At 66.3% G+C, this 23,356-nt stretch carries 22 protein-coding genes; 11 read left to right on the top strand and 11 right to left on the bottom strand.

Annotated elements, in window-relative coordinates:
• Positions 1-183: 183 nt before the first annotated feature.
• Complete coding sequence (locus tag G3N96_RS39865; protein ID WP_346778895.1) at positions 184-1,530, bottom strand: MFS transporter; 1,347 nt, start codon at positions 1,528-1,530, stop codon at positions 184-186.
• A gap of 202 nt (positions 1,531-1,732) precedes the next feature.
• Here G3N96_RS39865 and G3N96_RS16110 point away from each other — a divergent pair, with 202 nt between their 5' ends.
• Positions 1,733-2,419: a hypothetical protein gene (locus tag G3N96_RS16110; RefSeq protein ID WP_206137791.1), complete on the top strand. Its 687-nt coding sequence runs from the start codon at positions 1,733-1,735 to the stop codon at positions 2,417-2,419.
• A 312-nt stretch (positions 2,420-2,731) separates the two neighbouring features.
• Here G3N96_RS16110 and G3N96_RS16115 read toward each other — a convergent pair whose 3' ends face one another.
• From G3N96_RS16115 to hchA, 7 genes are all read right to left on the bottom strand, one after another.
• Positions 2,732-3,355 (bottom strand): hypothetical protein, encoded by a 624-nt coding sequence (locus G3N96_RS16115; protein ID WP_206137792.1) that lies wholly within the window; start codon positions 3,353-3,355, stop codon positions 2,732-2,734.
• Positions 3,355-4,116, bottom strand: coding sequence for a hypothetical protein (locus G3N96_RS16120; protein WP_206137794.1), 762 nt, complete (start codon positions 4,114-4,116; stop codon positions 3,355-3,357). Before G3N96_RS16120 ends, G3N96_RS16115 begins: the two co-directional genes overlap by 1 nt.
• 2 nt (positions 4,117-4,118) lie before the next feature.
• The gene (locus G3N96_RS16125; protein ID WP_206137795.1) at positions 4,119-4,640 is read right to left on the bottom strand and encodes a PAAR domain-containing protein; all 522 of its coding nucleotides are present in this window, start codon (positions 4,638-4,640) and stop codon (positions 4,119-4,121) included.
• A 392-nt stretch (positions 4,641-5,032) separates the two neighbouring features.
• Positions 5,033-5,365: a hypothetical protein gene (locus G3N96_RS16130; protein ID WP_206137796.1), complete on the bottom strand. Its 333-nt coding sequence runs from the start codon at positions 5,363-5,365 to the stop codon at positions 5,033-5,035.
• 394 nt (positions 5,366-5,759) lie between these two features.
• A complete protein-coding gene (locus tag G3N96_RS16135; protein ID WP_206137797.1) occupies positions 5,760-6,845 on the bottom strand; it encodes an ATP-binding protein in 1,086 nt (361 codons plus the stop codon).
• 1 nt (position 6,846) lies between these two features.
• Positions 6,847-7,584, bottom strand: coding sequence for a response regulator (locus G3N96_RS16140; protein ID WP_206137798.1), 738 nt, complete (start codon positions 7,582-7,584; stop codon positions 6,847-6,849).
• 217 nt (positions 7,585-7,801) lie between these two features.
• A complete protein-coding gene (gene hchA, locus G3N96_RS16145) occupies positions 7,802-8,683 on the bottom strand; it encodes a glyoxalase III HchA (protein ID WP_206137799.1) in 882 nt (293 codons plus the stop codon).
• Positions 8,684-9,143: 460 nt separating this feature from the next.
• Here hchA and G3N96_RS16150 point away from each other — a divergent pair, with 460 nt between their 5' ends.
• Positions 9,144-10,808: a fatty acid--CoA ligase gene (locus G3N96_RS16150; protein WP_206137800.1), complete on the top strand. Its 1,665-nt coding sequence runs from the start codon at positions 9,144-9,146 to the stop codon at positions 10,806-10,808.
• Positions 10,809-10,849: 41 nt separating this feature from the next.
• On the opposite strand, the gene G3N96_RS16155 is transcribed toward G3N96_RS16150, so the two are convergent.
• Complete coding sequence (locus G3N96_RS16155; protein WP_206137801.1) at positions 10,850-11,269, bottom strand: nuclear transport factor 2 family protein; 420 nt, start codon at positions 11,267-11,269, stop codon at positions 10,850-10,852.
• Between the two features lie 329 nt (positions 11,270-11,598).
• On the opposite strand from G3N96_RS16155, the gene G3N96_RS16160 reads away from it, so the two are divergent.
• Entirely contained in the window at positions 11,599-14,367 is a 2,769-nt protein-coding gene (locus G3N96_RS16160; protein ID WP_206137802.1) for a LuxR C-terminal-related transcriptional regulator, read from the top strand.
• 42 nt (positions 14,368-14,409) lie between these two features.
• Here G3N96_RS16160 and G3N96_RS16165 read toward each other — a convergent pair whose 3' ends face one another.
• Positions 14,410-15,303 (bottom strand): LysR family transcriptional regulator, encoded by an 894-nt coding sequence (locus tag G3N96_RS16165; RefSeq protein ID WP_241022666.1) that lies wholly within the window; start codon positions 15,301-15,303, stop codon positions 14,410-14,412.
• A gap of 173 nt (positions 15,304-15,476) precedes the next feature.
• Here G3N96_RS16165 and G3N96_RS16170 point away from each other — a divergent pair, with 173 nt between their 5' ends.
• From G3N96_RS16170 to G3N96_RS16180, 3 genes are all read left to right on the top strand, one after another.
• The gene (locus G3N96_RS16170; protein ID WP_206137816.1) at positions 15,477-16,490 is read left to right on the top strand and encodes an NAD(P)H-quinone oxidoreductase; all 1,014 of its coding nucleotides are present in this window, start codon (positions 15,477-15,479) and stop codon (positions 16,488-16,490) included.
• 230 nt (positions 16,491-16,720) lie between these two features.
• A complete protein-coding gene (locus G3N96_RS16175; protein ID WP_206137803.1) occupies positions 16,721-17,704 on the top strand; it encodes a LysR family transcriptional regulator in 984 nt (327 codons plus the stop codon).
• Positions 17,705-17,763: 59 nt separating this feature from the next.
• Positions 17,764-18,180, top strand: coding sequence for a BON domain-containing protein (locus tag G3N96_RS16180; protein WP_206137804.1), 417 nt, complete (start codon positions 17,764-17,766; stop codon positions 18,178-18,180).
• A gap of 158 nt (positions 18,181-18,338) precedes the next feature.
• Here G3N96_RS16180 and G3N96_RS16185 read toward each other — a convergent pair whose 3' ends face one another.
• The gene (locus G3N96_RS16185; protein ID WP_089473878.1) at positions 18,339-18,494 is read right to left on the bottom strand and encodes a DUF3309 family protein; all 156 of its coding nucleotides are present in this window, start codon (positions 18,492-18,494) and stop codon (positions 18,339-18,341) included.
• A 207-nt stretch (positions 18,495-18,701) separates the two neighbouring features.
• On the opposite strand from G3N96_RS16185, the gene G3N96_RS16190 reads away from it, so the two are divergent.
• From G3N96_RS16190 to G3N96_RS16210, 5 genes are read left to right on the top strand one after another with little or no spacing between them, the layout of a single operon-like run.
• Entirely contained in the window at positions 18,702-19,376 is a 675-nt protein-coding gene (locus G3N96_RS16190; RefSeq protein ID WP_206137805.1) for a histidine phosphatase family protein, read from the top strand.
• 19 nt (positions 19,377-19,395) lie between these two features.
• Positions 19,396-20,427, top strand: coding sequence for a phosphotransferase (locus tag G3N96_RS16195; protein WP_206137806.1), 1,032 nt, complete (start codon positions 19,396-19,398; stop codon positions 20,425-20,427).
• 58 nt (positions 20,428-20,485) lie between these two features.
• Positions 20,486-21,250, top strand: a complete 765-nt coding sequence (locus G3N96_RS16200; RefSeq protein WP_206137807.1) for an SDR family oxidoreductase — start codon at positions 20,486-20,488, stop codon at positions 21,248-21,250.
• 7 nt (positions 21,251-21,257) lie between these two features.
• Positions 21,258-22,016, top strand: coding sequence for a glucose 1-dehydrogenase (locus G3N96_RS16205; RefSeq protein ID WP_206137808.1), 759 nt, complete (start codon positions 21,258-21,260; stop codon positions 22,014-22,016).
• A gap of 33 nt (positions 22,017-22,049) precedes the next feature.
• Positions 22,050-23,294, top strand: coding sequence for an acyl-CoA dehydrogenase family protein (locus tag G3N96_RS16210; protein ID WP_124580418.1), 1,245 nt, complete (start codon positions 22,050-22,052; stop codon positions 23,292-23,294).
• Positions 23,295-23,356 lie beyond the last annotated feature (62 nt).

Raw genomic sequence — 23,356 nt, forward strand, 5'->3', positions numbered from 1 at the left:
CAACTCGTCGCAGATGTCCAGCCCGTCGCGCGCGATTCCGGGGTAAATCGTTGATTCGTATCAAGAAGGCTGCTTGCGGCGCGCGCGGCCGCGGCGTGGCGGTCTGACGCACGTGCGGCAATATGGCGCGTCGCGTCATCGGAACGGTTCGGCGCGGACGCAAACGCCGCGTGACACCGCGCGTCACGGCGCCCGCGCGCAGCCGAACCGTTTCAGTGCGTTATCGCGTAACGCACGCGGTCGTGCCGGCGGGCCGCGGCCGATCGGGTCTGTCACATGGGTAACGCCGCGCAACATGGGCGCGCCGGCCCGTAATGGATGACGGATCGCGCGCGGCGTAGCGTTCGGGATGTCGGGTTCGCATCGACGAACCGCCAGCCGGAGAACGTGACGTGAATGGATTGAAGCTCGCACTGGGCGCGGTGGCCGCAGTGGCGATCGCGACGGGCGGTGTGGCGCATGCCGCCCGGGTCGGGGTCTACATCGGCCCCGGCTACCCGTATTACTACCCCGTCGTCCCCGCGCCTTACTACTACCCGCCGCCTGTCGTCGCCGTGCCCGTCGATCCGGGGCCGCCGCCCGAGTACGTCGAGAAGGGGCAGCCGCAGGACGAAGGCGACGCGAACCTCTGGTACTACTGCGACGCGTCGAAGCATTACTACCCGTATGTAAAGACCTGCAAGTCCGGCTGGCGATCGGTGCCGGCGCGGCCGCAGTGATGGAGGCGCGACGATGAAATCCGTATTTCGACCGCTGCGCGTGCCGGCCGCGCTGGCGCTGGCCGGCCTGCTCGGCGCATGCGCGTACATGCCGACCGGGCCGAGCGTGATGGCGCTGCCCGGCACGGGCAAGTCGTTCGACCAGTTCCGCGCCGACGATGCGAACTGCCGTCAATACGCGTTCCAGCAATCGGGCGGCGTGAGCGCGGGCCAGGCGTCGACCGCGAGCGCGGTCGGCAGCGCGGCCGTCGGCACCGCAGCAGACGAGCCACGAGGCGCGCCACACGACCGTGACCGCGCCGATCGCGAAGGATGCCGCGCGCCACGACAGCCAGGTCATCAGCGCGGCGACGATCGGCGGCGTGACCGCGTTGCCGAGCCGCGAGAACGAATGCGTGAAGCCCTGCACGACGCCGCGCCGTTCGCGCGGGAACCAATGGGTGATCGCGCGGGCCTGGGCGGGCAGCGTCGCGCCTTCGCCGATGCCGAGCAGCAGCCGCGCGGCGAACAGCAGCCCGAGGCTGTGCACGAGCCCGGTGGCGAAGGTCGACACGACCCAGATCAGCCCGCAGCCGATCAGCGTGATGCGGGCGCCGAACCGGTCGGCGATCCAGCCGCCGCCGATCTGGCAGATTGCATACGAATACGCGAACGCGGAGAATGCGACGCCGAGTTCGGTATTCGACAGGCCGAGTTCGGCCTTGATCGCGCCGGCCGCGGTCGCCAGGTTGACGCGGTCGACGTAGAGGATGAACGAAAGCGCGCACAGCAGCCACAGCGTGTGGCGCCGTTGACGGTGGTCGTTGGGCATGTGTCTCACTCCATTCTCGTGCGCGGCGTGACAATGACGCCGCGTTCACTGGTCGGGCCAGCATCGCGCGGCGGCGGAGACACTGTCTAATGAATCTTTGGGATCAATCGATAACCCCAGGTATTCATTCCCGTTTCATCCGCATCAGCCGCATCATCTGCATCAGCCGTACTCGACGCAACGGAGCACCACAGGTGAAGAATTGACCGACGACGAAGAACTTTCACTCCGCCGCGAGAGCCGCTTCTGGGACCTGCCGCCGGTGAAATGGTGGATCCGCGGGCATGGCCGCGACGGCTATTCGTTCCGTCTGCTGCTGTGGCCGCCGGTGATCGTGTTCGTGCTCGAATTCGTCTGCGTGCTGTTCGACGCGCTGTACACCGCCATCGGCATCAGCGCCGTCGCGACGCTGTTCCTCGGCTTCGCCGGATACCACGGCGCGCAGCGCGAATGGCTGGTGCCCGCCGCGACCACGCGCGCACTCGTGAAGGCGCGCATGAAGAAGGCGGCCGAACGGTTCTCGTCGCTCGGCGTGGGCGCGACCGTGCTCGCGATCTTCGTCGCGGCGACCTCGCTGTCGCTCGTGATGTCGGGTCAGCCGGTGCTGGATACCGCCTCGAAGGACGCGGTGTCGATCTTCATCGCGCTGGTGTTCCTGCCGGTGTACGTGTCCGGCGCGGTGCGCAAGCTGGCGATCGCGCGGATCGAGGAACTGGAGGCGCTGCGCAATGCGACCCTCGGCACCCGGTTGACATTCGACCGGGCCGGTGCGGTGCGCGCGGTCGTCGTGCAGGGCGCGGCGGGGAAAGGAACGGTGTCCGTGCGGGAGTACACGGTGCTCGGGTTCAGCCCGCCGCTCGAACAGGTCGGGCGCGAACCGGGCGCGTGACGGTGTAAAGGCGGGTGGCGTCTTGATGTAGAAGCAAGAGAAAGCCGCCTACCCTATTGCATTTAAAGCGATTTCCCGACGTCGCTTTAGACGCGTGGACATAAACCTGGGCATAGATTCATGTCCTAGCGCTTCGTGGACGACCATGGATAACAATGGAGATGCCTGATGCCACGGAGAAGCGTGATCCGTGGATACCCAAGTACGGCGGACCATCAGCCGCGAACTTGGACACGAAAGGACGCAGATTACGGCGGTGTATGTGGGATGGTGACGGGCCGTGAAAAACGATACGAGTGAACCTGCCAGCCCTTAGTGATAAAGAAGCAGGAGCGGACTTCCAAGGCATGCTTTTACTTCCTCAATAGGTACGCACTGGGGCCCCATCTGCTCTAAATATTTATTCGTCAATCGAGCAAGGCAAGATGCATTGGTCATGGCTTGTTTGTATATTTTTGAATCCTTGGTCTTCGATAGATTCAGCTCATCCGCCAAGCCAAATCCCATTTGAAATGAAGGTTCCAAATCTCTACTTACATCCGTCGCAAGCTGATATTTGTCCCAGCACGCCTTATACCCAGGCGGCGCATGCGGAGAGTCGCTATGGAGTGACAGCGTAGTTCTTAGTCTTATGTCGCCGACTATAAAAAAATACTCCGGCCTCGGAATGTAGCCGATAGCATCCTGATAGCCAAGAAAGTAGGCGTGTTCGTAACGACCTTCGAGGAAGTATTTCCTTCCCCTCTCCTCTGCCTTGGTTGCCTGTTCAATATTGGCCGTCAAATTGATTTTCCTCTTGTAGTTTTTTGCTGTATTTCGAAAATCCCGCCAATCAATAACCACGTCCCCATTTAAATCTGCCTCGAAAGCATGGGCGTGGAAGGGCACAGAGGAAAGCAAAAGTGAGCAAGCAAAGCGCACTGACCTTTTGATCATTACCGATTCCTTTCGGGTTTGCCTTTGACAATCAGTGTACCCACGCCGTTGCCGTCCGCGCTACGGTGGCTAACGAGCATTTCGTGAATTGAAGACCAGCTGCTTAAGCTCAAGACAGTCGCGCAACCTTCAGACACATTGCCCACGTGAACGTATCGACTATTGTTGCCATACGAAATTGGAAACCACACTTGGTGGTGGGACAGTCTTGAGTATTCAGTCTTGTACTGATTGGTGTAGTCTTTCTTGTGAGGAAAGTCAGGCAACAAAATCGAGTATGTCCCTGGCGGAATAGGATAGAAGTCGCCGTTCCAACTGGTGTTCATTGCGACCTCAAAATGAATGCTACCGAGAACTCCGCGTGCTAATTGCTGTTGCAGCTGCTGATTTCGAGACTTTGAGAACCATCCTGGGTCAAAGTGTCCATAGGTCACAACCAACTCGACAGGCTGCTGCTTGGGAGCTGTTTTTCCCAGATATTCATTCGCGTTATCATCAGACAAGAATGATACTTGTCCTTTCGATTCTCCCTCAAGCACTTTGAAGTAAGTTCGGCCGTTCTTGCTTCCGATGAGCATAACTTTGCAATATTTGAAAAGTGATTTCCACTGAAGACGTGGAAGATCACCACTCCCGACAAGTAACCAGCCGCTGTCGGAATCAACTTTGTTGATATATCGAATTACGTCGGCACTGATTCTGCTGGCACTTAGCGGAGCGGTATTTGTGGAGGCGTCGCCTCGCCAGGCTGGATTTGCCATCGTTAGTCCTCGTTATGGTTGATGAGTATATGATCCATATCGGGTTCGATAGAAATTCCTAATGTATCAGCAGAAATCACGCGGTCGGTGCGTCCGTTTATATCAGTGATCCCGCGAATAACTGCGCCGTCTGCTGTAGTAATTTTATATGGCATATCCGGAATTGCATTGCCGTCCAGATCGTGCAAGATGAATTGTTCGTCGTAGCCCGAACCGCTTGCAAAGGCAGTATGGGCAATTACGAGGCTTGCAGGAGCGGCGCGTGCGATGAGCTTTGCACCGCAGGTTGTTAAGTGGTCTTCTGTAGCCACCGGTAGCTCATTGTCGGTGAAGCTTGCTACCCCTTGGGCGACCTTGAAGATATGAGGTGAACATTTTGGGCATGTAACAATGTCACCAACCCGCACTATGGGGACGTCATTCCAAGTATGGAAAGGGCTTCCGGAGATGACGACTCCTCCATGGGTCGTAAGATCTCCAACTACGATCTGAGATTTTCCGTTTATGTTTGTGCGCATGCTCATCGAGAAAACTCCAATTCTTTATAAAAATCTCCGCAGCCGCCGTCAACTGGATTTCTGAGCGCAAGTCGTTTTGGCGGGTATTGCGGATATAAGTTTTCACATTTGATGGGCGCTTGAATATGGGATGCGTCTGAAAAAATATCGAATACGTCTGCTTTTAGTACGAAGATTGATTTTTGTTTTTTGTTCGTTATTTTATGGATATTGCTTTCGACATGAGTACGCTGACGTTCGATTGCATCCGAACGTCAGTTTTCCTCATTGGCCCACGTTGAGTCGAACCAAGGGCGGGTGTGAGCGCTCCGAGTCGATCTCCACGACCGCGCAGCCGCGAGTCCTCGACCTGGCGTTCCAGCTAGCCGGCTTGAGCAAGATGCATGAACACGGCAGCGTTACGCGCGGGATCGCCATGAGGCGCTGATGGGTTGGACGGCGCCGGCCGTAGGCGGACCTTCAGCGCGGCCGCTGATGCGGCGCGGCAAACGGATCTTGAACTGACGGCGCACGTTGGACAGGTGAACGACTTGGAGGCACTGCTTGATGTCCTCGGCCGGCAATGCACGTTCACGCGCGACGGCCTTGTAGACGTGTCGCATCGGTAACGCCATTACCGGGGTGGCCGAGATCAGCCTGCATGTCACTGCATAGTCGAGCATGCGTTTGAGCAGACCACGCACCTTGGCGCGCTGTTGCTTCTGGGCGGGCGACTCGCCAACTGTTGCCATTTGCGATGTGCCATCGCGCATGAGCCCTGTGTTCTTGAGGGTAAGCGCTGGGTACTTGCCCCGCGTGAGCTGTTCGTATTTGCCGGTCAGTCTGTAGCGGTAGCGCTAGACCATGCCGCTTATTGGAAATACCTCCAGATACAGGCCGAGATCATCGCTGACGGTATGGGTCTTGTCCCTGGGCGAGTGCCTTCAGGGCGGTATCGGCCAGTGCCATCTTCTTCCTTCGTATGTCCAAGTAGAGGGTGGCTCAGGCCAAAATCGTTACTTGGACATAAAACCAGACGGCTTTCGGTGTGCTTCGGTAGGGCTCGATAGGAAAAGACCTGTATCCATGCGGGTTTCAAGGGTTTTTGTGGTCCTTGATGGACCCCGGTGGATGTCAGGTCATTTGCTAGGCCGGAAAGCGCGCGTGGTCCGGCGCCGGCACGAGGTTGTCGGGCCACTGCACTTCGAACCGCGTGCCGCCCGCGCCGGTCGGCACGCAGACGGCTTCGCCGTGATGCGCATGCGCGATCGCCGCGACGACGGCGAGCCCGAGGCCGCTGCCGCCGGGCTGCGACTCGTCGACGCGCCGGAAGGCCTTGAACACGTGCGGCGCGAAATCGGCCGGGATGCCGGGGCCGTCGTCCTCGACGCGCAGCCGGCACATCCCTGCCTCGATGCGCGTCTGGATCCGGATCGTGCCGGGCACCGCGTGGCGGCGTGCGTTTTCCAGCAGCGCGAGCAGCGCCTGACGAATCCGCACCGGGTCGCAGCGCATGCGTCGCGGGTCGAGATCGAGCACCGGCTGCTGGCCGGCGGCCTGCAATGCATGGGCGAACACGTCGACCACCGCGCGCACGTCGGCGGCAAGGTCGGCGTCGCGGATCTCGATGCTCAAATGGCCGCCATCCGCGAGGCTGACCACGCGCAGATCCTCGATCAGCCGCGTCAGCCCTTCGACCTGCGTGAGCAGGCTGCGGAACTGCGCTTCGTCGGGCTTGAACACGCCTTCGGCGAGCCCCTGCAGGCGCCCGCGCAGCACCGTGACGGGCGTGCGCAGCTCGTGCGCGATCGCGGCATTCCAGATCGTCTGTTCATTGGTCACGCGCTGCAGCTCGTCGGCGAGCGCGTTGAAGTGGTCGGCGAGCAGCGCGGCTTCATGCAGCGAGCGGTCGCCTGCGACGGCACGTGCGTCGAGATCGCCGCGCGCGACGCGGCGAATGCTGTCCGTGACCGAATTGAGCGGCACGAGGATGCGGCGCGCGAGATTGACGGCGACCGCGACCGACAGCGCGAGGCCGACCGACGTGGTCGCGATCAGCCACAGCCATTCCGGTGCGGTCGGCATCAGGTTCTTCGTGTTGAAATGCGCGGGCCAGTAGTTGAACGCGACGTAGTAGAAGAGGGTGGCGGTGAGCACCATCAGCAGCGTCACGCCGAACACCATCCCGGCCATCGTCAGCGCGATCTGCCGGCTCAGGCCATCGAGCTTCACGTCAACTCCAGAGCTTGTAGCCGACGCCGCGCACGCTGACCGGCACGCCCTGCACGCCGAGGTCGTCCAGCTTCTTGCGCAGCTTGCTGACGTGGCTGTCCACCGTGCGTTCCAGCGCGTCGCCTTCCGGCAGGCAGGTGGCCATCAGCTCGGCGCGGCTGAACACACGCCGCGGCGCGCGCGCGAGCTGCGCGAGCAGCTTGAACTCGGTGAGCGTCAGCACGAGCGTGTGCCGTTCGCTGCCCACTTCGAGCGTGGCTTCGTGGCGTTCGAGATCGATCTCGAACGGTGCGACCCGCAGCACGCGCTGCTCTTCATGGCGGGAGCCGGCCATCGAACGGCGCAGCACCGCCTGCGCACGCGCGACGACTTCGGCGGGATTGAACGGCTTCACCACGTAGTCGTCGGCGCCGATGCGCAGGCCGGTGAGCTTGTCGATGTCCTGGTCGAGCGCGGTCAGCATGATCACGGGCGTGTCGCCGCGATGACGGATTTCGGCGAGCACCTTCCAGCCGTCGACGTGCGGCATCTGCACGTCGAGCAGCACGAGGTCGGGCTTGAGCTGCAGGTGCAGTTCCAGTGCGCGGCGGCCGTCGGCCGCGTGCACGGTGCGCAGGCCGCCGCGCGCGAGATAGGCGGTCAGGATCTCGGCGATCTCGGGTTCGTCTTCGGCGATGAGGACGAGCGCCTGGGCGTCCTGGCCGGCGCTGGAAGGGGGCGGGAGATCAGGCAGGGCCATTCGTGTGAGTCCATCGGGGGTTCCATCGAGTCGCCATACTACCGCATGGGAAACGCCGTCGAGCAGAGGGTGGGCGGCGGTGGGCGGCGGCGTCTTGGCGAACGATGTGAAGACGATGGCCCGGTTCGACGGGGGCGCCGCGCCCGCGGTCGGCCGGCGCCGCGGGCGGGACGCCCGTCTGCAACGTGAAGGGGCGCGAAACGCGGCGCGGGCCGTGTCAGCGGCCGACTTCCTTCAGCAGCGCGGCGGCCGCGAGCTTGCCGATCCCGTTCGACGCGAGCGGGCTGTCGCCGGTGATCAGCTTGCGGTCCTGATGGCAGCGGCCGGTCATGTCCTTGTTGAGCACTTTCGCGCCGAGCTTTTCGAGGCTTTGCGCGACGAGCCACGGCAGCGGGCCCGGCATGTAGCCGATCTCGAGATTCGGGCCGGTGTCGAGCGCATCCGGGAACACGCACATCTCGTAGCCCTTGAACGGGTAGTCCTGCGGATCTTCGTCCACGGCCGCGGACAACAGGCTCGCGGGTCCGTGGCACTGCGTGATGATGTGGCGGTCGTTGTCGAGCGCCCAGTGCAGCGCGCGCTTCACCTCCTTGCTGTACGGAATGGCGGCGAGCACGCCATGGCCACCCGGGATGAACACGGCGATGTACGGCGATTCGGGCCCGAGGTTGGCGTCGAGCACATCGGACAGCTTCAGCGGTGCCTTGAGCTTCGGCAGGTACTTCCGGTACGTGCCCTGCACCGCCTCGTCGTCGCCCGGCATGGCCCAGAGTTCGAGTTTCGCGGGGTTCCCCGACAGCGTCGCGATGTCGATCTCGAAGCCGGCCTGGTCCATGTGATGCATCGGCAGCAGCATTTCGACCGGATGATTGCCGGTCGAGAACATCTTGCCGTTCGTCATCAGGATGTAGCGCTCGTCGGTCGCGATCATCAGCACCTTCCACTTGCCCCCCGTGTACGGATTCGGGTAATCCGCGCCGGTGAAGTCGGTCTTCGACGACGTGTACTGCGACAGCGAATACGGGGACGGAAAGTACGCGTTGTTTTCGGCCGGATCGGGCGTGGGCGTTCTGTCCATCTGCGGCTGTTCGGAAGTCATGGCTGCTCCTTTCTCGGGGGATGGATTGAGGATTCGGCATGCAAAACGGCACACAACGCGTGCATTGCACATGCACGGTTGCGAATCGGCGGCGTGGGCCTCCGTTCATGCCCGGGGCGAGGGGATGCGCGTCCCGCACAACGGGTTGCGCGCCGTCATGAATCGTACCTCGCCACCCGGCGCGTCACGCCCCCCCGATCAGGTGGGTCGTGACACCGCACCGCGCACCGTGCGCACCTCGTCGTGGATACGCCCGGCACGTGACGGGCGGATGTCCGCCGGATCGGCGCGCCACCGCCGACTCCCCCTGACAGGGGGGGGGGCGCCCAAGCCGGCGCGTCGGGTATCGTGGCCCCACTCGCGAAGACCGGCCCCGGCGGATGCACAGGCCGTGCCGCCCGCGAGCGCGCAGCTTTGCCCGGCCGGCATCGTGCCTGACCGGTCGCTTATGGAGCCCTTCATGAATCCGTCACAGCCGCATTTGCACGATGCGCCGGCCTCGTCCGCGCATGCGTATCCGCTGCTGATCAAGCAGCTGCTTCATACGCCGCTCGCGACGCGGCCCGAGCAGGAGATCGTGTACGGCGACCTGGTCCGGCACGACTACTGGACGTTCCGGCATCGCATCGGGCAACTCGCGAGCGGGCTGACGTCGCTCGGCGTCGGCGCAGGCGATACCGTCGCCGTGATGGACTGGGACAGCCACCGCTACCTGGAGTGTTATTACGCGATCCCGATGATGGGCGCGGTGCTGATGACCGCGAACGTCAGGCTGTCGCCCGACCAGCTGCTGTATACGCTGAACCATTGCGGCGCGCGTGTCGTGCTGGTGCATCGCGATTTCCTGCCGCTGCTGGACGGCATCCGCGACCGGCTCGTGGCGGCGGAGCGCTTCGTGCTGATCGCGGACGGCGCCGAGACCGGGCTGCCCGACGGTTTCGCCGACGAATACGAACGGCTGGTCGCGGCTAGCTCGCCCGATTTCATGTTCGGCGATTTCGACGAGAACACCCGCGCGACGACGTTCTATACGACCGGCACGACCGGGCTGCCGAAAGGCGTCGCGTTCAGCCACCGCCAGCTCGTGCTGCACACGCTGGCGGGGATGGCCGCGCTGTCGAGCGCACGCGAGCACGGGCGCCTGCATCGCGACGATGTCTACATGCCGATCACGCCGATGTTCCACGTGCACGCGTGGGGGTTGCCCTACATCGCGACCACGCTCGGGCTCAAGCAGGTCTATCCGGGGCGCTACGCGCCCGACGGCCTGCTGGCGCTGATCGCGCGCGAGTCGGTGACGTTCTCGCACTGCGTGCCGACGCTGCTCGGCATGATCCTCGACTGCCCCGCATCGGTATCGGTCGATCTCTCGTCGTGGAAGGTGGTCGTCGGCGGCTCGCCGTTGCCGGAAGGGCTCGCGCGGGCGGCGCTCGCACGCGGCATCGACGTGTACACCGGTTACGGGATGTCGGAAACCTGCCCGCTGATGACGATCGCCCAGGTCGATGCGCCGCCCGGGGCCGACGGTACGGCCGACGATACGCTCACCCGCCGGACCAAGGCGGGGCTGCCGCTGCCGCTCGTCGATTTGCGCATCGTCGATGCGCAGTTTCGCGACGTGCCGCATGACGGCCGTGCGGCCGGCGAAGTCGTCGTGCGCATGCCGTGGGCGACGGCCGGCTATCTCGGCGACGCGCCGGCGTCGGCGTCGCTGTGGGCCGGCGGCTATCTCCATACGAACGACATCGGCGCGATCGATCCGGAGGGGCAGCTGCAGATCACCGACCGGATCAAGGACGTGATCAAGACGGGCGGGGAATGGGTGTCGTCGCTGGAACTGGAGGACATCCTGTCGCGCCATCCCGCCGTGCGCGAATCGGCCGTCATCGGCGTGAAGGACGCGCGCTGGGGCGAGCGGCCGCTCGCGCTCGTCGTGCTGGCCGACGACCAGGTGGGGCGCGTCAGTCCGGCCGAGTTGCAGGCGCACGTGAAGCAGGTCGCCGATCGCGGGCTGATTTCGCGGTACGCGGTGCCGGAGCGGCTGCTGATCGTCGACGCGATCGAGAAGACGAGCGTCGGGAAGATCAACAAGCGGGCGCTGCGGGAGCGCTACCAGCCCGCGTGACGGCGCGGCCGGCTAAGCGCCGGCCTGCCGGCCGCGCCGGCTCATCCGAGCGTCGTCTTGCCGAGATCCTCGAAGAGCCGGACGTTGTCCCAGTAGGCGGCCAGCCGCGTGATGAGGCCGTCGGCATCGAACTCGAACACGAACGCGTGCCGCAGCGTGAACGACCGGCCGCGATTCCGGATACCGAGGAAGTCCCGCGCCTGCGTGCCGCGGATCGTGACCTCGGCGGTGGCGTGGCGGCCGGCATCATCCGCATGAATGGCGTCGATCCGGTTCGACAGGTTCGGGAACGCGTCGAGCAGCGCGCCCCAGGTCATCCTGCCGTGCGTGGCCACCGGCGCAGCCGCGCCGGCCGGCACGTAGTCGAGTACGGCAGCGGGGGAACAGAGCGCGAGCATGCCTTCGATGTCATGCTGGCGATACCGGTCGAAAAAGGCGGCGACGACATCGCGACGGTTCATGCGGACTCCTGGGGAAAGGCTGGGCAACGGTCCCGATGCGCGGCGCGAGCCGGCTGTGCAGGACACCTTCCGGTCAGGATGGAGTGACTTTCCCGGCGCGGTAGCCCCCCGAATGGGGGGCTGAACAGCACCCGCCCGATCGAGAACAATGCGGTTCCTTCCGTTCGACCGGCGCGCGCCGCGGTACGGATATCACCTACTTTTGACGGCCGTCGCCGTGTCGCTATGCTGTTCCGGCGCGGGGCGGCGCCGCGCCGCGCACCGGGCCGCACGGCGGTCCGGCCTTCCAGGCGGATGCACGCGCGCAGCGCAAGGAGAACAGGAACAGCATGACGTCCAGCGACAGCAGACAAGCAGCAGGGCCTGCGGACGCCGACGGGATCGAAGTGCTGGTGCGCACCAAGCTCGCACCGGCATCGGCTCGTGGAATCGTGTCGCGCATCGCGCGGTTCGGCCTGCTCGCGCGCGGCCTCGATCGGCGGCTGACGCTCGTGTGCGCGCCGGCCGGGTACGGCAAGACGACCGTGCTGGCGGAGTGGCGCCATGCACTCGTCGCGACGAACGTGAAGGTCGCCTGGGTGAGCCTCGACCAGGACGACGACAACGCGTCGATCTTCTCGTCGTACGTGGTGGCGGCGATCGTCGACGCGACGGGCGGTGTCGGCGGCCGCGCGCAGCGGCTGCTGCGCGACCGCGCGCTGATTCCGCTGAAGATCGTGTTCGACGAACTGCTCAACGAGCTGGAGGGCGCGGGCATCGAGCTGGTCCTGATGCTCGACGACTACGACCGCCTCGCGTCGCCCGTCATCCACGACGCGATGTTCGAGCTGCTGCGTTATGCGCCGTCGAACCTGCACGTGGTGCTGTCGTGCCGCTCGGCGCCCGCGTTGCCGCTCAGCTATTTCGAATCGCGCGACGAGCTCGTCCGGGTCGACGAAGAGGATCTGCGCTTCGACGAAGCGGAGACGCGCGCGTTCTTCGAGCGCGTCGCCGGCAAGCCGCTCAATGCGGAAAACGTCGGGCGGCTGCGCGCGGCCACCGAAGGCTGGGTGTCGGGCCTGCAGCTCGCGGCGCTCGCGTTGCGCGACGACACCGATGCGGCGCGCGTCGCCGAGCAGGTCAGCCATGCGCGCGCCGGCATTGCCGCGTACCTGAACGAGAACGTGATGACGCAGGTGCCGGATGCGATCCGTCACTTCCTGCTCTGCACGGCCGTGCTGGACCGCATGACGCCCGCGCTGTGCGATGCGCTGACGGGCCGCGACGATGCCGTCGCGTGCCTGGAGTGGCTGAGCACGCACAACCTGTTCATCCGGTCGGTCGACGGCGGCCGCCGGAGCTACCGCTATCACGCGCTGTTCCTGCAATACCTGCGCGAGGAGCTGGCGTTGCGCCGGCCGGACGAGGTCGCCGCGCTGCATCGCCGCGCGAGCGCGTGGTACGCGGCCGAGCGGCAATGGCCGGATGCGGTCAGGCATGCGCTCGCCGCCGGCGATTTCGACGCGGCCGCCGGCTGGGTCGAGGCGTGTGCGATGAAGCTGATCGCCGCGAGCGACGTCCGCACCGTGCTCGACTGGGTGTCCCGCCTGCCGGAGCAGGCGCTGGCGGGCCGCCTGCGCCTGCGGATCGCCCACGTGTGGGCGCTGGCGTTGTCGATGCAGATGGTCGACGCACGCCGCGCGCTGGAGGCGATCGAAGCCGATATCGACGCACGGCGGCTCGGCACGGATGCGGTCACCGCGACCGAACTGCTCGGCGTCCGCTCGCTCATCGCGGGGCTGTCGGACCGGAGCGTCGAGTCGCTCGCGCTCGGCGAGCGCGTGCTGGCGGCCGGCCCGCCGGCCGGCTCGTGGGTCGAGCAGATCGGGCAGACGACGCTGATCTTCGGGCTCGGCTACGCGGGCCGCCTCGACGACGTGCTCGACCTGCGCGCGCGCGCGGAACGCGCGGCGTCGGGCCAGGAGCCGCTGTTCGCGCATGTCTACCGGCAGAACATGTCCGGCCTCGCCGAATTCGTCGCGGGCCGCCTGCACGATGCGTCGAAGACGTTCGAGACCGCGCTGCGCGGCGCGGAACGTTCGGCGGGGCGGCTGTCGGCGGCAACCGCGCTGTCCGCCGGCTACCTGTCCGCGATCTACTACGAATGGAACGACTGGCCGAAGGTGCGCGAAGCGCAGCGCGACCGGTTCGACATCGCGATGCAGGCGTGCTCGCTCGGGCCGCTGCTGCGGTTCATGCAGACGGCCGCGGTGCTGCAGTTCCGGTCGGGCAACGAGGCCCGTGCGCACGAGATCCTCGACGAGGTCGACCACATCGCCTGCAGCCGGCAATGGCTGCGGTTGCGCGTCGCCTGCATGGCGACCGGCGTTCGGCTGCACGTGAGCGCGGGGAAGCTGACCCAGGCCCATCGTGTCGGGCGGGCGCTGGCGGCGCTGGTGCCGGCTGCCGCGCCGGAAGCCGCGTCGAGCTACGTCGAGACGTGGCAGATGGCGCAGTGCACGCGGGCGCGGCTGCTGCTGGCCGATGCCCGCGCGGAAGAAGCCGCCCAGGTCATGGCGTCGGTGCACGACGTGCTGGCCGCGCGCGGCTTCGACTGGTTCGCCGCGCAGGCCGCCGTGCTGCGTGCGGTCGCGCTCGAACAGGCCGGGCAGGAAGACGACGCACTGGCCGTGCTCGCCCCTGCGCTCGGATACGGGCAAGGCAACGGGCTCGTGCGCACGTTCGTCGATGAAGGCGCCGTGGCCGAACGCCTGACGGCGCGCGTGCTGAAGCGGGCCGACCGGTTTCCGGCGGTCGGCACGTGGTATCTGCGTGAACTCGCCCGAGCGTTCGAGGCGGACCGTGCGTCGAATGCCGCGCCGGCCGCGCGGCCCGGCACGGCCGGCAACCTGAGCGCGCGCGAGGTCGAGATCCTCGATTACGTCGCGCGCGGCCTGTCGAACAAGGAGATCGCCCGCGCGCTGCGCGTTGCGCCGGAGACGATCAAGTGGCACCTGAAGAACATCTTCGAGAAGCTCAACGTCACGTCGCGCATCCAGGCCGTTCGAAGCGGGCTGGCGCTCGATGTGTCGTCCCGCACGCGCGTCGGCGACGAGTAGGCGGTTGCGCGCGGCGCGCGGCGTTGCTCCGGCGCGACGGGCTCAGCGATGCGCGTCGAACGCGGACACGATCTCGTCGATCGTCGCGCGGATGCGCGCGGTGTGGCGCAGGTCGCGATGCGTGACGAGCCAGACCTCGTACGGCGCTTCCCGCGTCCGCGCGGGCCAGACGCGGGCGAGGCCGTCGCGTTCGCCCATGTGCACCGGCACTTCGCCGATGCCGAGGCCCGAGCGCAGCGCGGCGCGCATCATCAGGCTCGAATTCATCCGCCCGACGATGCGGCCTGCGTCGATCGGTTCGCCGGCGATCGCCGGCTTGCGGCTCGCGTCGACGTACGGCTGGTAGACGACCAGATCGTGCCCCGCGAACGCACTGCCGCGCACGGGTTCGCCATGCCGTTGCAGATAGTCGTGCGAAGCGAACAGGCCCATGTCCCAGCAGGCGAGGCGGCGCGCGACGAGATCGGGGTTGTCGGGCCGCACGGTGCGCACCGCGATGTCGGCCTCCCGTTTTGCCAGGTTCAGGATTTGAGTCGACGTGTTCAGCGACACGCATACGTCGGGGTGCTTCGCGTGCAGCCGCGCGATCGACGGCATGACGAATTCGAGCGCGAGCGCATCGGTCGTCGTGATCTTGACCTCGCCGGCGAGCCGCCGGTCGACGCCCTGCGTCACGCGGACGAGTTCGTGCGCATGCTGCTCCATCGCCTCGGCGGCGCGCAGCGCCAGTTCGCCGACCGGCGTGGTCAGGTAGCCCTTCGACGAGCGCAGGAACAGCGTGGCGCCGAGCATGTGCTCGAGCTGCGCGAGCCGGCGCCCGACCGTCGCCTGGTCGACCCCGAGCGATTGCGCCGCGCGGCGCAACGTGCGTTCGCGATGAATCGCGAGGAACACGCGTGCGTCGTCCCAGTTCATCGATTGTGCTGACTGATGCATTTTTGCATTCCTCGTTCGGCAATTCACTGCGTGCCCGCGCGCGGCACCGTCCCTAGACTGTCTTCACACCCATTGCGATGCCGCGATTCGAGGATGACCCGCGAATCGGCCGCGCATCGACGAACGTTGAGGATCATATCGTGACTGATGACGTGAAAACCCTGCCCGCCCGCATGACGGCGATCGAAATCGTGCGTCCCGGCGGCCCCGACGTGCTCGTGCCGACCACGCGTCCCGTGCCGTCGCCGGGCCACGACGAAGTGCTGATCCGCATTCATGCGGCCGGCGTGAACGGCCCCGACGTGTTCCAGCGCAAGGGGCTGTACGATCCGCCGCCCGGCGCGTCCGACATTCCCGGTCTCGAGGTTGCCGGCGAAGTCGTCGCGGTCGGCCGCGACGTCACGCGCTTCGCGATCGGCGACGAAGTCTGCGCGCTGATTCCGGGCGGCGGCTACGCGGAATACGCGGTGGCAAACGAAAGCAATACGCTCGCGATCCCCGACGGCCTCGACATGACGGAAGCGGCGGCGATGCCCGAAACCTTCATGACGGTCTGGCTGAACCTGTTCCAGCGCGGCGGGTTCGCGGCCGGCGACAGCGTGCTGATTCACGGCGGCGCGTCGGGCATCGGCACGACCGCGACGATGCTGGCGAAGGCGTTCGGCGCGTCGACCATCATCACGACGGTGGGCTCGGACGCGCAGCGCGACGCGAGCCTGCGGCTCGGCGCGGATCTCGCGATCGAATACCGCAACGAGGATTTCGTCGACGCGGTCAAGCGCTTCACCGACGGCAAGGGCGTCGACGTGATCGTCGACATCATCGCCGGCGACTACGTCGCGCGCAATTTCGCGGCGGCCGCGATGAACGGCCGCATCGTCCAGATCGGCGTGATCAACGGGCCCGCGAAGGAGCTCGACCTGTTCCCGATGCTCACCAAGCGTCTCACGCACATCGGCTCGACGCTGCGCTCGCGTACCTACGCGGAAAAGGCGCAGCTCATCCGCGAGCTGGAGGAAGCCGTGTGGCCGCTGATCCGGCAGGGCAAGGTGAAGCCGCAGGTCTACCGGACCTTCGATCTGCGCGACGCGAGCGCGGCGCACGCACTGATGGATTCCGGCCGCCACATCGGCAAGATCGTGCTGCGCACGCCGGCTTTCGTCGCAGACGGCAAGCATTCCACATGATCGGCCCGCGCTTCAGCCCCCGGACGGGGGGCTGAAGGCTGCGCGGCGAATGGCGACAATCTGTACCACTGAACATGGCGGCGTGCGACGCGATCGATGGCCCAGCGGCACGTCGACGCTTCGCGGGCCGCGGTTCGAAACCGAGGCCGCGGTGCGCGGCCGGGCGCGCGACGGCCCGGTCGTGCGCGCGTGGCGAATGGCGCGCCGGCCGCGATGGACGATGAATCGAAATGGACATGCTTGAAAACATGCGGACGTTCGTGCGTGTCGTGCAGGCCGGCAGCTTCACCGCCGTCGCGAGGCAGGACGACATGGCGACCGCGCAGGTGTCGCGGGCCGTCGCCAGCCTGGAGGACTACGCGCAGATCCGGCTGCTGAACCGGACGACCCGCAAGATCGCGCTGACCGACAGCGGGCGGCGCTATTTCGAGCGCCTGCTGGCGATCCTCGGCGATGTCGACCAGGCGAACGCCGAAGCGCGCAATGCACTGGTGCGCCCGTACGGGCGGCTGCGCGTGCATACGATGCCGGGGCTCGGGCAGAGCCACGTGACCGCGTCGGCCGTCGCGTATCAGGCGATCTTTCCCGAAGTGTCCGTCGAAATGACGTATTCGCAGCGGCTGCCGAATCTCGTCGAAGAGGGGTACGACGTGTCGGTCGTCACCGCGTCGAGCCTGCCAGATTCCGGCTACATCGCGCACTCGTGCGGGCGGAGCTACAGCGTGCTGGTCGCGTCGCCCGCCTATCTCGCGCGGCACGGCACGCCGCGCGACCCGGCCGAACTGGCGGGTCATACGTGCCTGCGCCTCGATACGCCAGCCGACGCGAATGGCGAATGGCAGTTGCACGGCGGCGACGGCGGCGTCGCGACGCATGCCGTGCCCGCCGCGCCGTTCCACGCGAATGCGCCGGAAGCGCTGTCGATCGCGCTGCGTGCGGGGCTGGGCATCGGCTCGCTCGCGATCTACTCGGTCATCGACGATCTGCGCAGCGGGCGGCTCGTCCGCGTGCTGCCCGATTACCGGCTGACGATGCTCGATGTCTACGCGATGTTCGCGTCCCGGCGCTTCGTGGACGCGAAGATCCGCACCTTTCTCGACCACCTGCGCGCGACGCTGTCGCCCGCGCTGGCGGCCGACGAACACACACTTGAATCGATCACCGCGCCGCGCGGCCGTGCGCGAAGCCGTGCGATGTCCGGTGCGGCGGCCTGACCGCTTTCCCCCGCCGTTTCCCCCCGCAGTTATCCATCGTTCCTTGAGGAGATTTTTCGATGAAGATTCATCTTGCCGTCATTGCAGGTTATGTCGCGCTGTCGCCGATCCTGGGCCATGCGCAGTCGGGCGCACCCAATGCGGACGTGTCCGGCCCGCAACGGGTCGCCACGTCGGCGGCCGCGTCCTCCGTTGCGTCGCCGTCACCCGCGGCGGCGGCACGGTCTGCGAAGAAGGCCGATCGCGCGGCCGACCGCGCGTTCGCGAAGAAGGTCCGCCAGGCGATCGCGAAGGCGCCCGGCATCGGCGACGCGCATGTCACCGTGTTTGCGAAGGCGAAGACGGGCGACGTGACGCTGGCCGGCCAGATCACGGACCCGTCGCAGGATCAGGTCGCGGTGGAGGCGGCCCGCCAGGTGCCGGGTGTCACGTCCGTGAAAAGCCGGTTGCAGTTGCGTCTGGAAGGCGCGCAGTAACGGGCACGTGCCCCCGGGCGGCGACGTCCGGGGCATTCGCGTGTCATGCCCGTGAATCGACTGCCGGCCATCCCGGCGCGGGTATGCGCACGTCCCGGTATGGCCGGCAGCGATTGTTTCAAACGGGCCTCTGCCTGCCCGGCTGGCGCGCTGCTGCGTCAGATCTGGCCCATCAGCACCAGTATCACGACAATGACGACGACCAGCCCGACGGTGCCCGAGGGCCAATAGCCCCAACTTCGGCTGTGGGGCCATGCAGGAAATGCACCGATGAGTAGGAGAATCAGAATGATGATAAGGATCGTACCGAGCATCGCACCCCTCCTGGAACGGATTGGACATCGCGGTTCTTCCGCCGTGTAGAGGCGAGCAATGCGCGTGCCGCGACGGCGCGCGCCGAACAGTGGCAAGGCCCGCAGCGGGGTGAATTCACGAAATGAATACCCCCGGATTCAGAAAATAAAGTTTAAAAATGCGTCGGCGCCCCCTATGCTGAATCCTTCTGATCTGGCGGGCATGCGATGGCTGAACTTTTTCTGGTACGGCACGGGCAGGCGTCCTTCGGGACGGACGACTACGACCGGTTGTCCTCGGCGGGCGAGCAGCAGGGCGTCTGGCTCGGCGAATACTTCGCGCGGCAAGCGCTCACATTCGACCGCGTGATCTGCGGCACGCTGACCCGCCATGCGCAGACGGTCGACGCGATCCTGCGCGGGATGGGCCGCGAAGGCGCGCCGGTCGACCGCCACCCGGGCCTGAACGAATACGACTTCCACGGCCTGTTCGCGGCCGCCGCGCGCGACTACCCCGACATCGCCCGCCTCGCGGCCGGCTCGATGAAAGAGCATTTCCGCGCGCTCCGGCAGGTGCTGCAGCTCTGGTCGGAAGACAAGCTCGGCGATTCGGCCCCCGAGACCTGGGCGCACTTCCAGCAGCGCGTGGCCGAGGCCCGCGCGGCGATCCGCCACGGCGGCGGCCAGCGCGTGCTGGCGGTGAGCTCCGGCGGCCCGATCGCGGTCACCGTGCAGCAGGTGCTGGCCGCCCCGCCGTCGAGCGCGATCGCGCTGAACCTGCAGATCCGCAACAGCAGTCTTTCGCAGTTTTTCTTCAATGCCGATGCGTTCCACCTCGCGTCGTTCAACGGCATCCCGCATCTGGAGGATCCCGAACGACACGCGCTGCGAACCTACGGCTGACCCACGAACGATCGCGACGATGACGAACCCTACCCAGCACCTCGACGTTGCCCGCCTCACGCGCTATCTGGAAGCGCACGTGCCGGGCTTCGAAGGCCCGGTCGACACGGAGAAGTTTGCCGGCGGCCAGTCGAATCCGACTTTCCTGCTGCACGCGAAGAGCGGCCGCTACGTGCTGCGCCGCCAGCCGCCGGGCGAACTGCTGAAGTCCGCGCACGCGGTCGACCGCGAATTCCGCGTGCTCACCGCGCTGTCGGGCACCGCGGTGCCGGTCGCGCGTCCGGTTCACCTCTGCGAGGACCGCGACGTGATCGGCAGCCTGTTCTACGTGATGAGCTACGAGGACGGCCGGATCTTCTGGGACCCCGCATTGCCGGAGCTGCCGAAGGCCGATCGCGCGGCCTGCTACGACGCGCTGCTGCAGACGATGGCCGCGTTGCACGACGTCGATGTCGATGCGGTCGGCCTCGCCGACTACGGCCGCCCGGGCAATTACTTCGAGCGCCAGATCGGCGTGTGGACGAAGCAGTACCGCGCGGCGGAAACCGAGCGCCTCGACGCGATGGAAACGCTGATCGACTGGCTGCCGAAGGCGTGCCCCGCCGATACCGGCCGGCCGACGCTGGTGCACGGCGATTTCCGGATCGACAACCTGATGTTCGCGCGCGACAGCTATCGCGTGCAGGCCGTGCTCGACTGGGAACTGTCGACGCTCGGCAACCCGCTCGCCGATCTCGCGTATCTCTGCATGTGCCTGCGGCTGCCGTCCGGCGGGCAGGTGCGCGGGCTCGCGGGCCAGGATCGCGCCGAACTCGGCGTGCCGGACGAAGCGGCGATCGTCGCGCGCTATTGCGAACTGCGCGGCATCGAGCCGATCCGCGACTGGCACTTCTACCTCGCGTTCAGTTTCTTCCGGCTCGCGTCGATCGCGCAGGGCGTGAAGGCGCGCGCGCTGCAGGGCAATGCGTCGAGCGAGCAGGCGCTGCGCGTCGGCGCGATGACCGGGCGGCTCGCCGAGCTGGCCGTCGGCGTGATCGACGCGCATCGCTGAAGCGGCCGGTTTCACCGGGCAGCGGCAGGACACCACATCAATGGAGGAGCACAGCAACATGGCAACGAATCTGTTCGACCTGACGGGCAAGATCGCCCTGGTGACGGGCGCGAGCCGCGGCATCGGCGAGGAAATCGCGAAACTGCTCGCGGAGCAGGGCGCGCACGTGATCGTGTCGAGCCGCAAGCTCGACGACTGCCAGGCCGTGGCCGACGAGATCGTCGCGGCAGGCGGCCGCGCCGAGGCGCTGGCCTGCCACGTCGGGCGGCTCGAGGACATCGCCGCGACGTTCGAGCACATCCGCGGCAAGCACGGCCGCCTCGACATCCTCGTGAACAACGCGGCCGCGAACCCGTATTTCGGGCACATCCTCGATACCGACCTCGCCGCATACGAGAAGACGGTCGACGTGAACATCCGCGGCTACTTCTTCATGTCGGTCGAAGCCGGCAAGCTGATGAAGACGCACGGTGGCGGCGCGATCGTCAACACGGCGTCGGTGAACGCGCTGCAGCCGGGCGACCGGCAGGGCATCTACTCGATCACGAAGGCCGCGGTCGTCAACATGACGAAGGCGTTCGCGAAGGAATGCGGGCCGCTCGGCATCCGCGTGAACGCGTTGCTGCCGGGTCTCACGAAGACGAAGTTCGCGGGCGCGCTGTTCGCCGACAAGGAGATCTACGAGACCTGGATGGGCAAGATCCCGCTGCGCCGCCATGCGGAGCCGCGCGAAATGGCCGGCACGGTGCTGTATCTCGTGTCGGACGCGGCGAGCTACACGAACGGCGAATGCATCGTCGTCGACGGCGGCCTGACGATCTGAGCGCGCGATGAAGATCGACAGCTATGCCGGGCAAGCCGTGATGATCACCGGCGCCGCGAGCGGCTTCGGCGCGTTGCTCGCGAGCGAGCTGGTCGCGGTGGGCGCGCGCGTCGCGCTCGGCGACCTGAACGCCGACGCGCTCGAACGCGTGGCCGCGCCGCTGCGCGCGGCCGGCGCCGACGTGATCGCGCAACGCTGCGACGTGCGCGTCGAGGCGGAGGTCGCATCGTTGGTGCAGGCGGCGGCCGCGCGTTTCGGCCGGCTCGACGTCGGCATCAACAACGCGGGCATTGCACCGCCGATGAAGGCGCTGATCGATACCGACGAAGCCGATCTCGACCTGAGCTTCGCGGTGAACGCGAAGGGCGTGTTCTTCGGGATGAAGCACCAGATCCGCCAGATGCTCGCGCAGCGCGCAGGCGTGATCCTGAACGTCGCGTCGATGGCCGGGCTCGGCGGCGCGCCGAAGCTGGCGGCCTACGCGGCGTCCAAGCATGCGGTGGTCGGGCTCACGAAGACGGCGGCCATCGAATACGCGCGCCACGGCATTCGCGTGAATGCGGTGTGCCCGTTCTACAGCACGACGCCGATGGTCACCGACAGCGATATCGGCGACCGCCAGGATTTTCTCGCGCAGGGCTCGCCGATGAAGCGGCTCGGCCGGCCCGAGGAAATCGTCGCGACGATGCTGACGCTGTGCGCGAAGGAAAACACTTATCTGACCGGGCAGGCCGTCGCCGTCGACGGCGGTGTCTCGGCCTTCTGACCGAACCGGACGAACGGAATCGAGGAGTCGATCATGGATTTTGGCTACACCCCGAAAGTGGAAGAACTGCGCGGCCGCGTGCGCGCATTCATGGACGCGCACATCGTGCCGCGCATTCGCCAGTGGAACGAGGAAGTGCACGCGGGCCAGTATCCCGTGTCGTTCATGGAGGAGCTGAAGGCGCGCGCGAAGGCGGAAGGGCTGTGGAACCTGTTCCTGCCGCACCTGAAGGACGACGAGCCCGGCATGGGCCTGACGAACCTCGAATACGCGCCGCTCGCCGAGATCATGGGGCGGGTGGGCTGGGCGTCGGAAGTGTTCAACTGCAACGCGCCGGACACCGGCAACATGGAGCTGCTGCACATGTTCGCGACGCCCGAGCAGCGCGAGCAGTGGCTGAAACCGCTGCTGCGCGGCGAGATCCGCTCGGCGTTCGCGATGACGGAGCCCGACGTGGCGTCGTCGGATGCGACGAACATCACGACGCGCATCGAGCGCGTGGGCGACGAGTACGTGATCAACGGCCGCAAGTGGTTCATCACGAACGCCGCGCATCCGAACTGCAAGATCTTCATCGTGATGGGCAAGACCGATCCCGAGGCCGCGTCGCACCAGCAGCAGAGCATGATCCTCGTGCCGCGCGACACGCCGGGCGTGACGATCGTGCGCAACATCACGGTGGTCAATCACTACGCGCCGGAAGGGCACTGCGAGATCACGTTCGACAACGTGCGCGTGCCGGCGCGCAACCTGCTCGGCGAGGAAGGCAGCGGCTTCGCGCTCGCGCAGGCCCGCCTCGGGCCGGGCCGTATCCACCACTGCATGCGCTCGATCGGCGCGGCCGAGCTCGCGCTGGAGCTGATGGTCGACCGCGCGCAGTCGCGCGTCGCGTTCGGCAAGCCGCTGAACAAGCACGGCACGGTCGGCGAATGGATCGCGCGCTCGCGCATCGAGATCGAGCAGGCGCGTTTGCTCGTGCTGAAGGCCGCGTGGATGATCGACAAGGTCGGTGCGAAGGCCGCCCGCAAGGAAATCTCGATGATCAAGGCGCTGGTGCCGACCGTCTATACGGACGTGTGCGACCGCGCGATGCAGGTGTTCGGCGCGGCGGGGTTGAGCCCCGATACGCCGCTCGCCGATCACTGGACCTGGGGCCGCGCGCTGCGCTTCGCCGACGGCCCGGACGAGGTGCACCTGCAGGCGATCGCGCGGATGGAAATCAAGGACGGCGAGCCGGGTTCGACGGCTGCGTACCTGACGCCGCCGCTGCGCGGCTGAGCGTCGCGCCACGATGCGCAGGGCCGTGGACGAACGGGAGGCGCCCGCCGTAAGATGCCGGC

Source organism: Burkholderia sp. Se-20373, assembly GCF_017104705.1.
Lineage (GTDB): Bacteria > Pseudomonadota > Gammaproteobacteria > Burkholderiales > Burkholderiaceae > Burkholderia.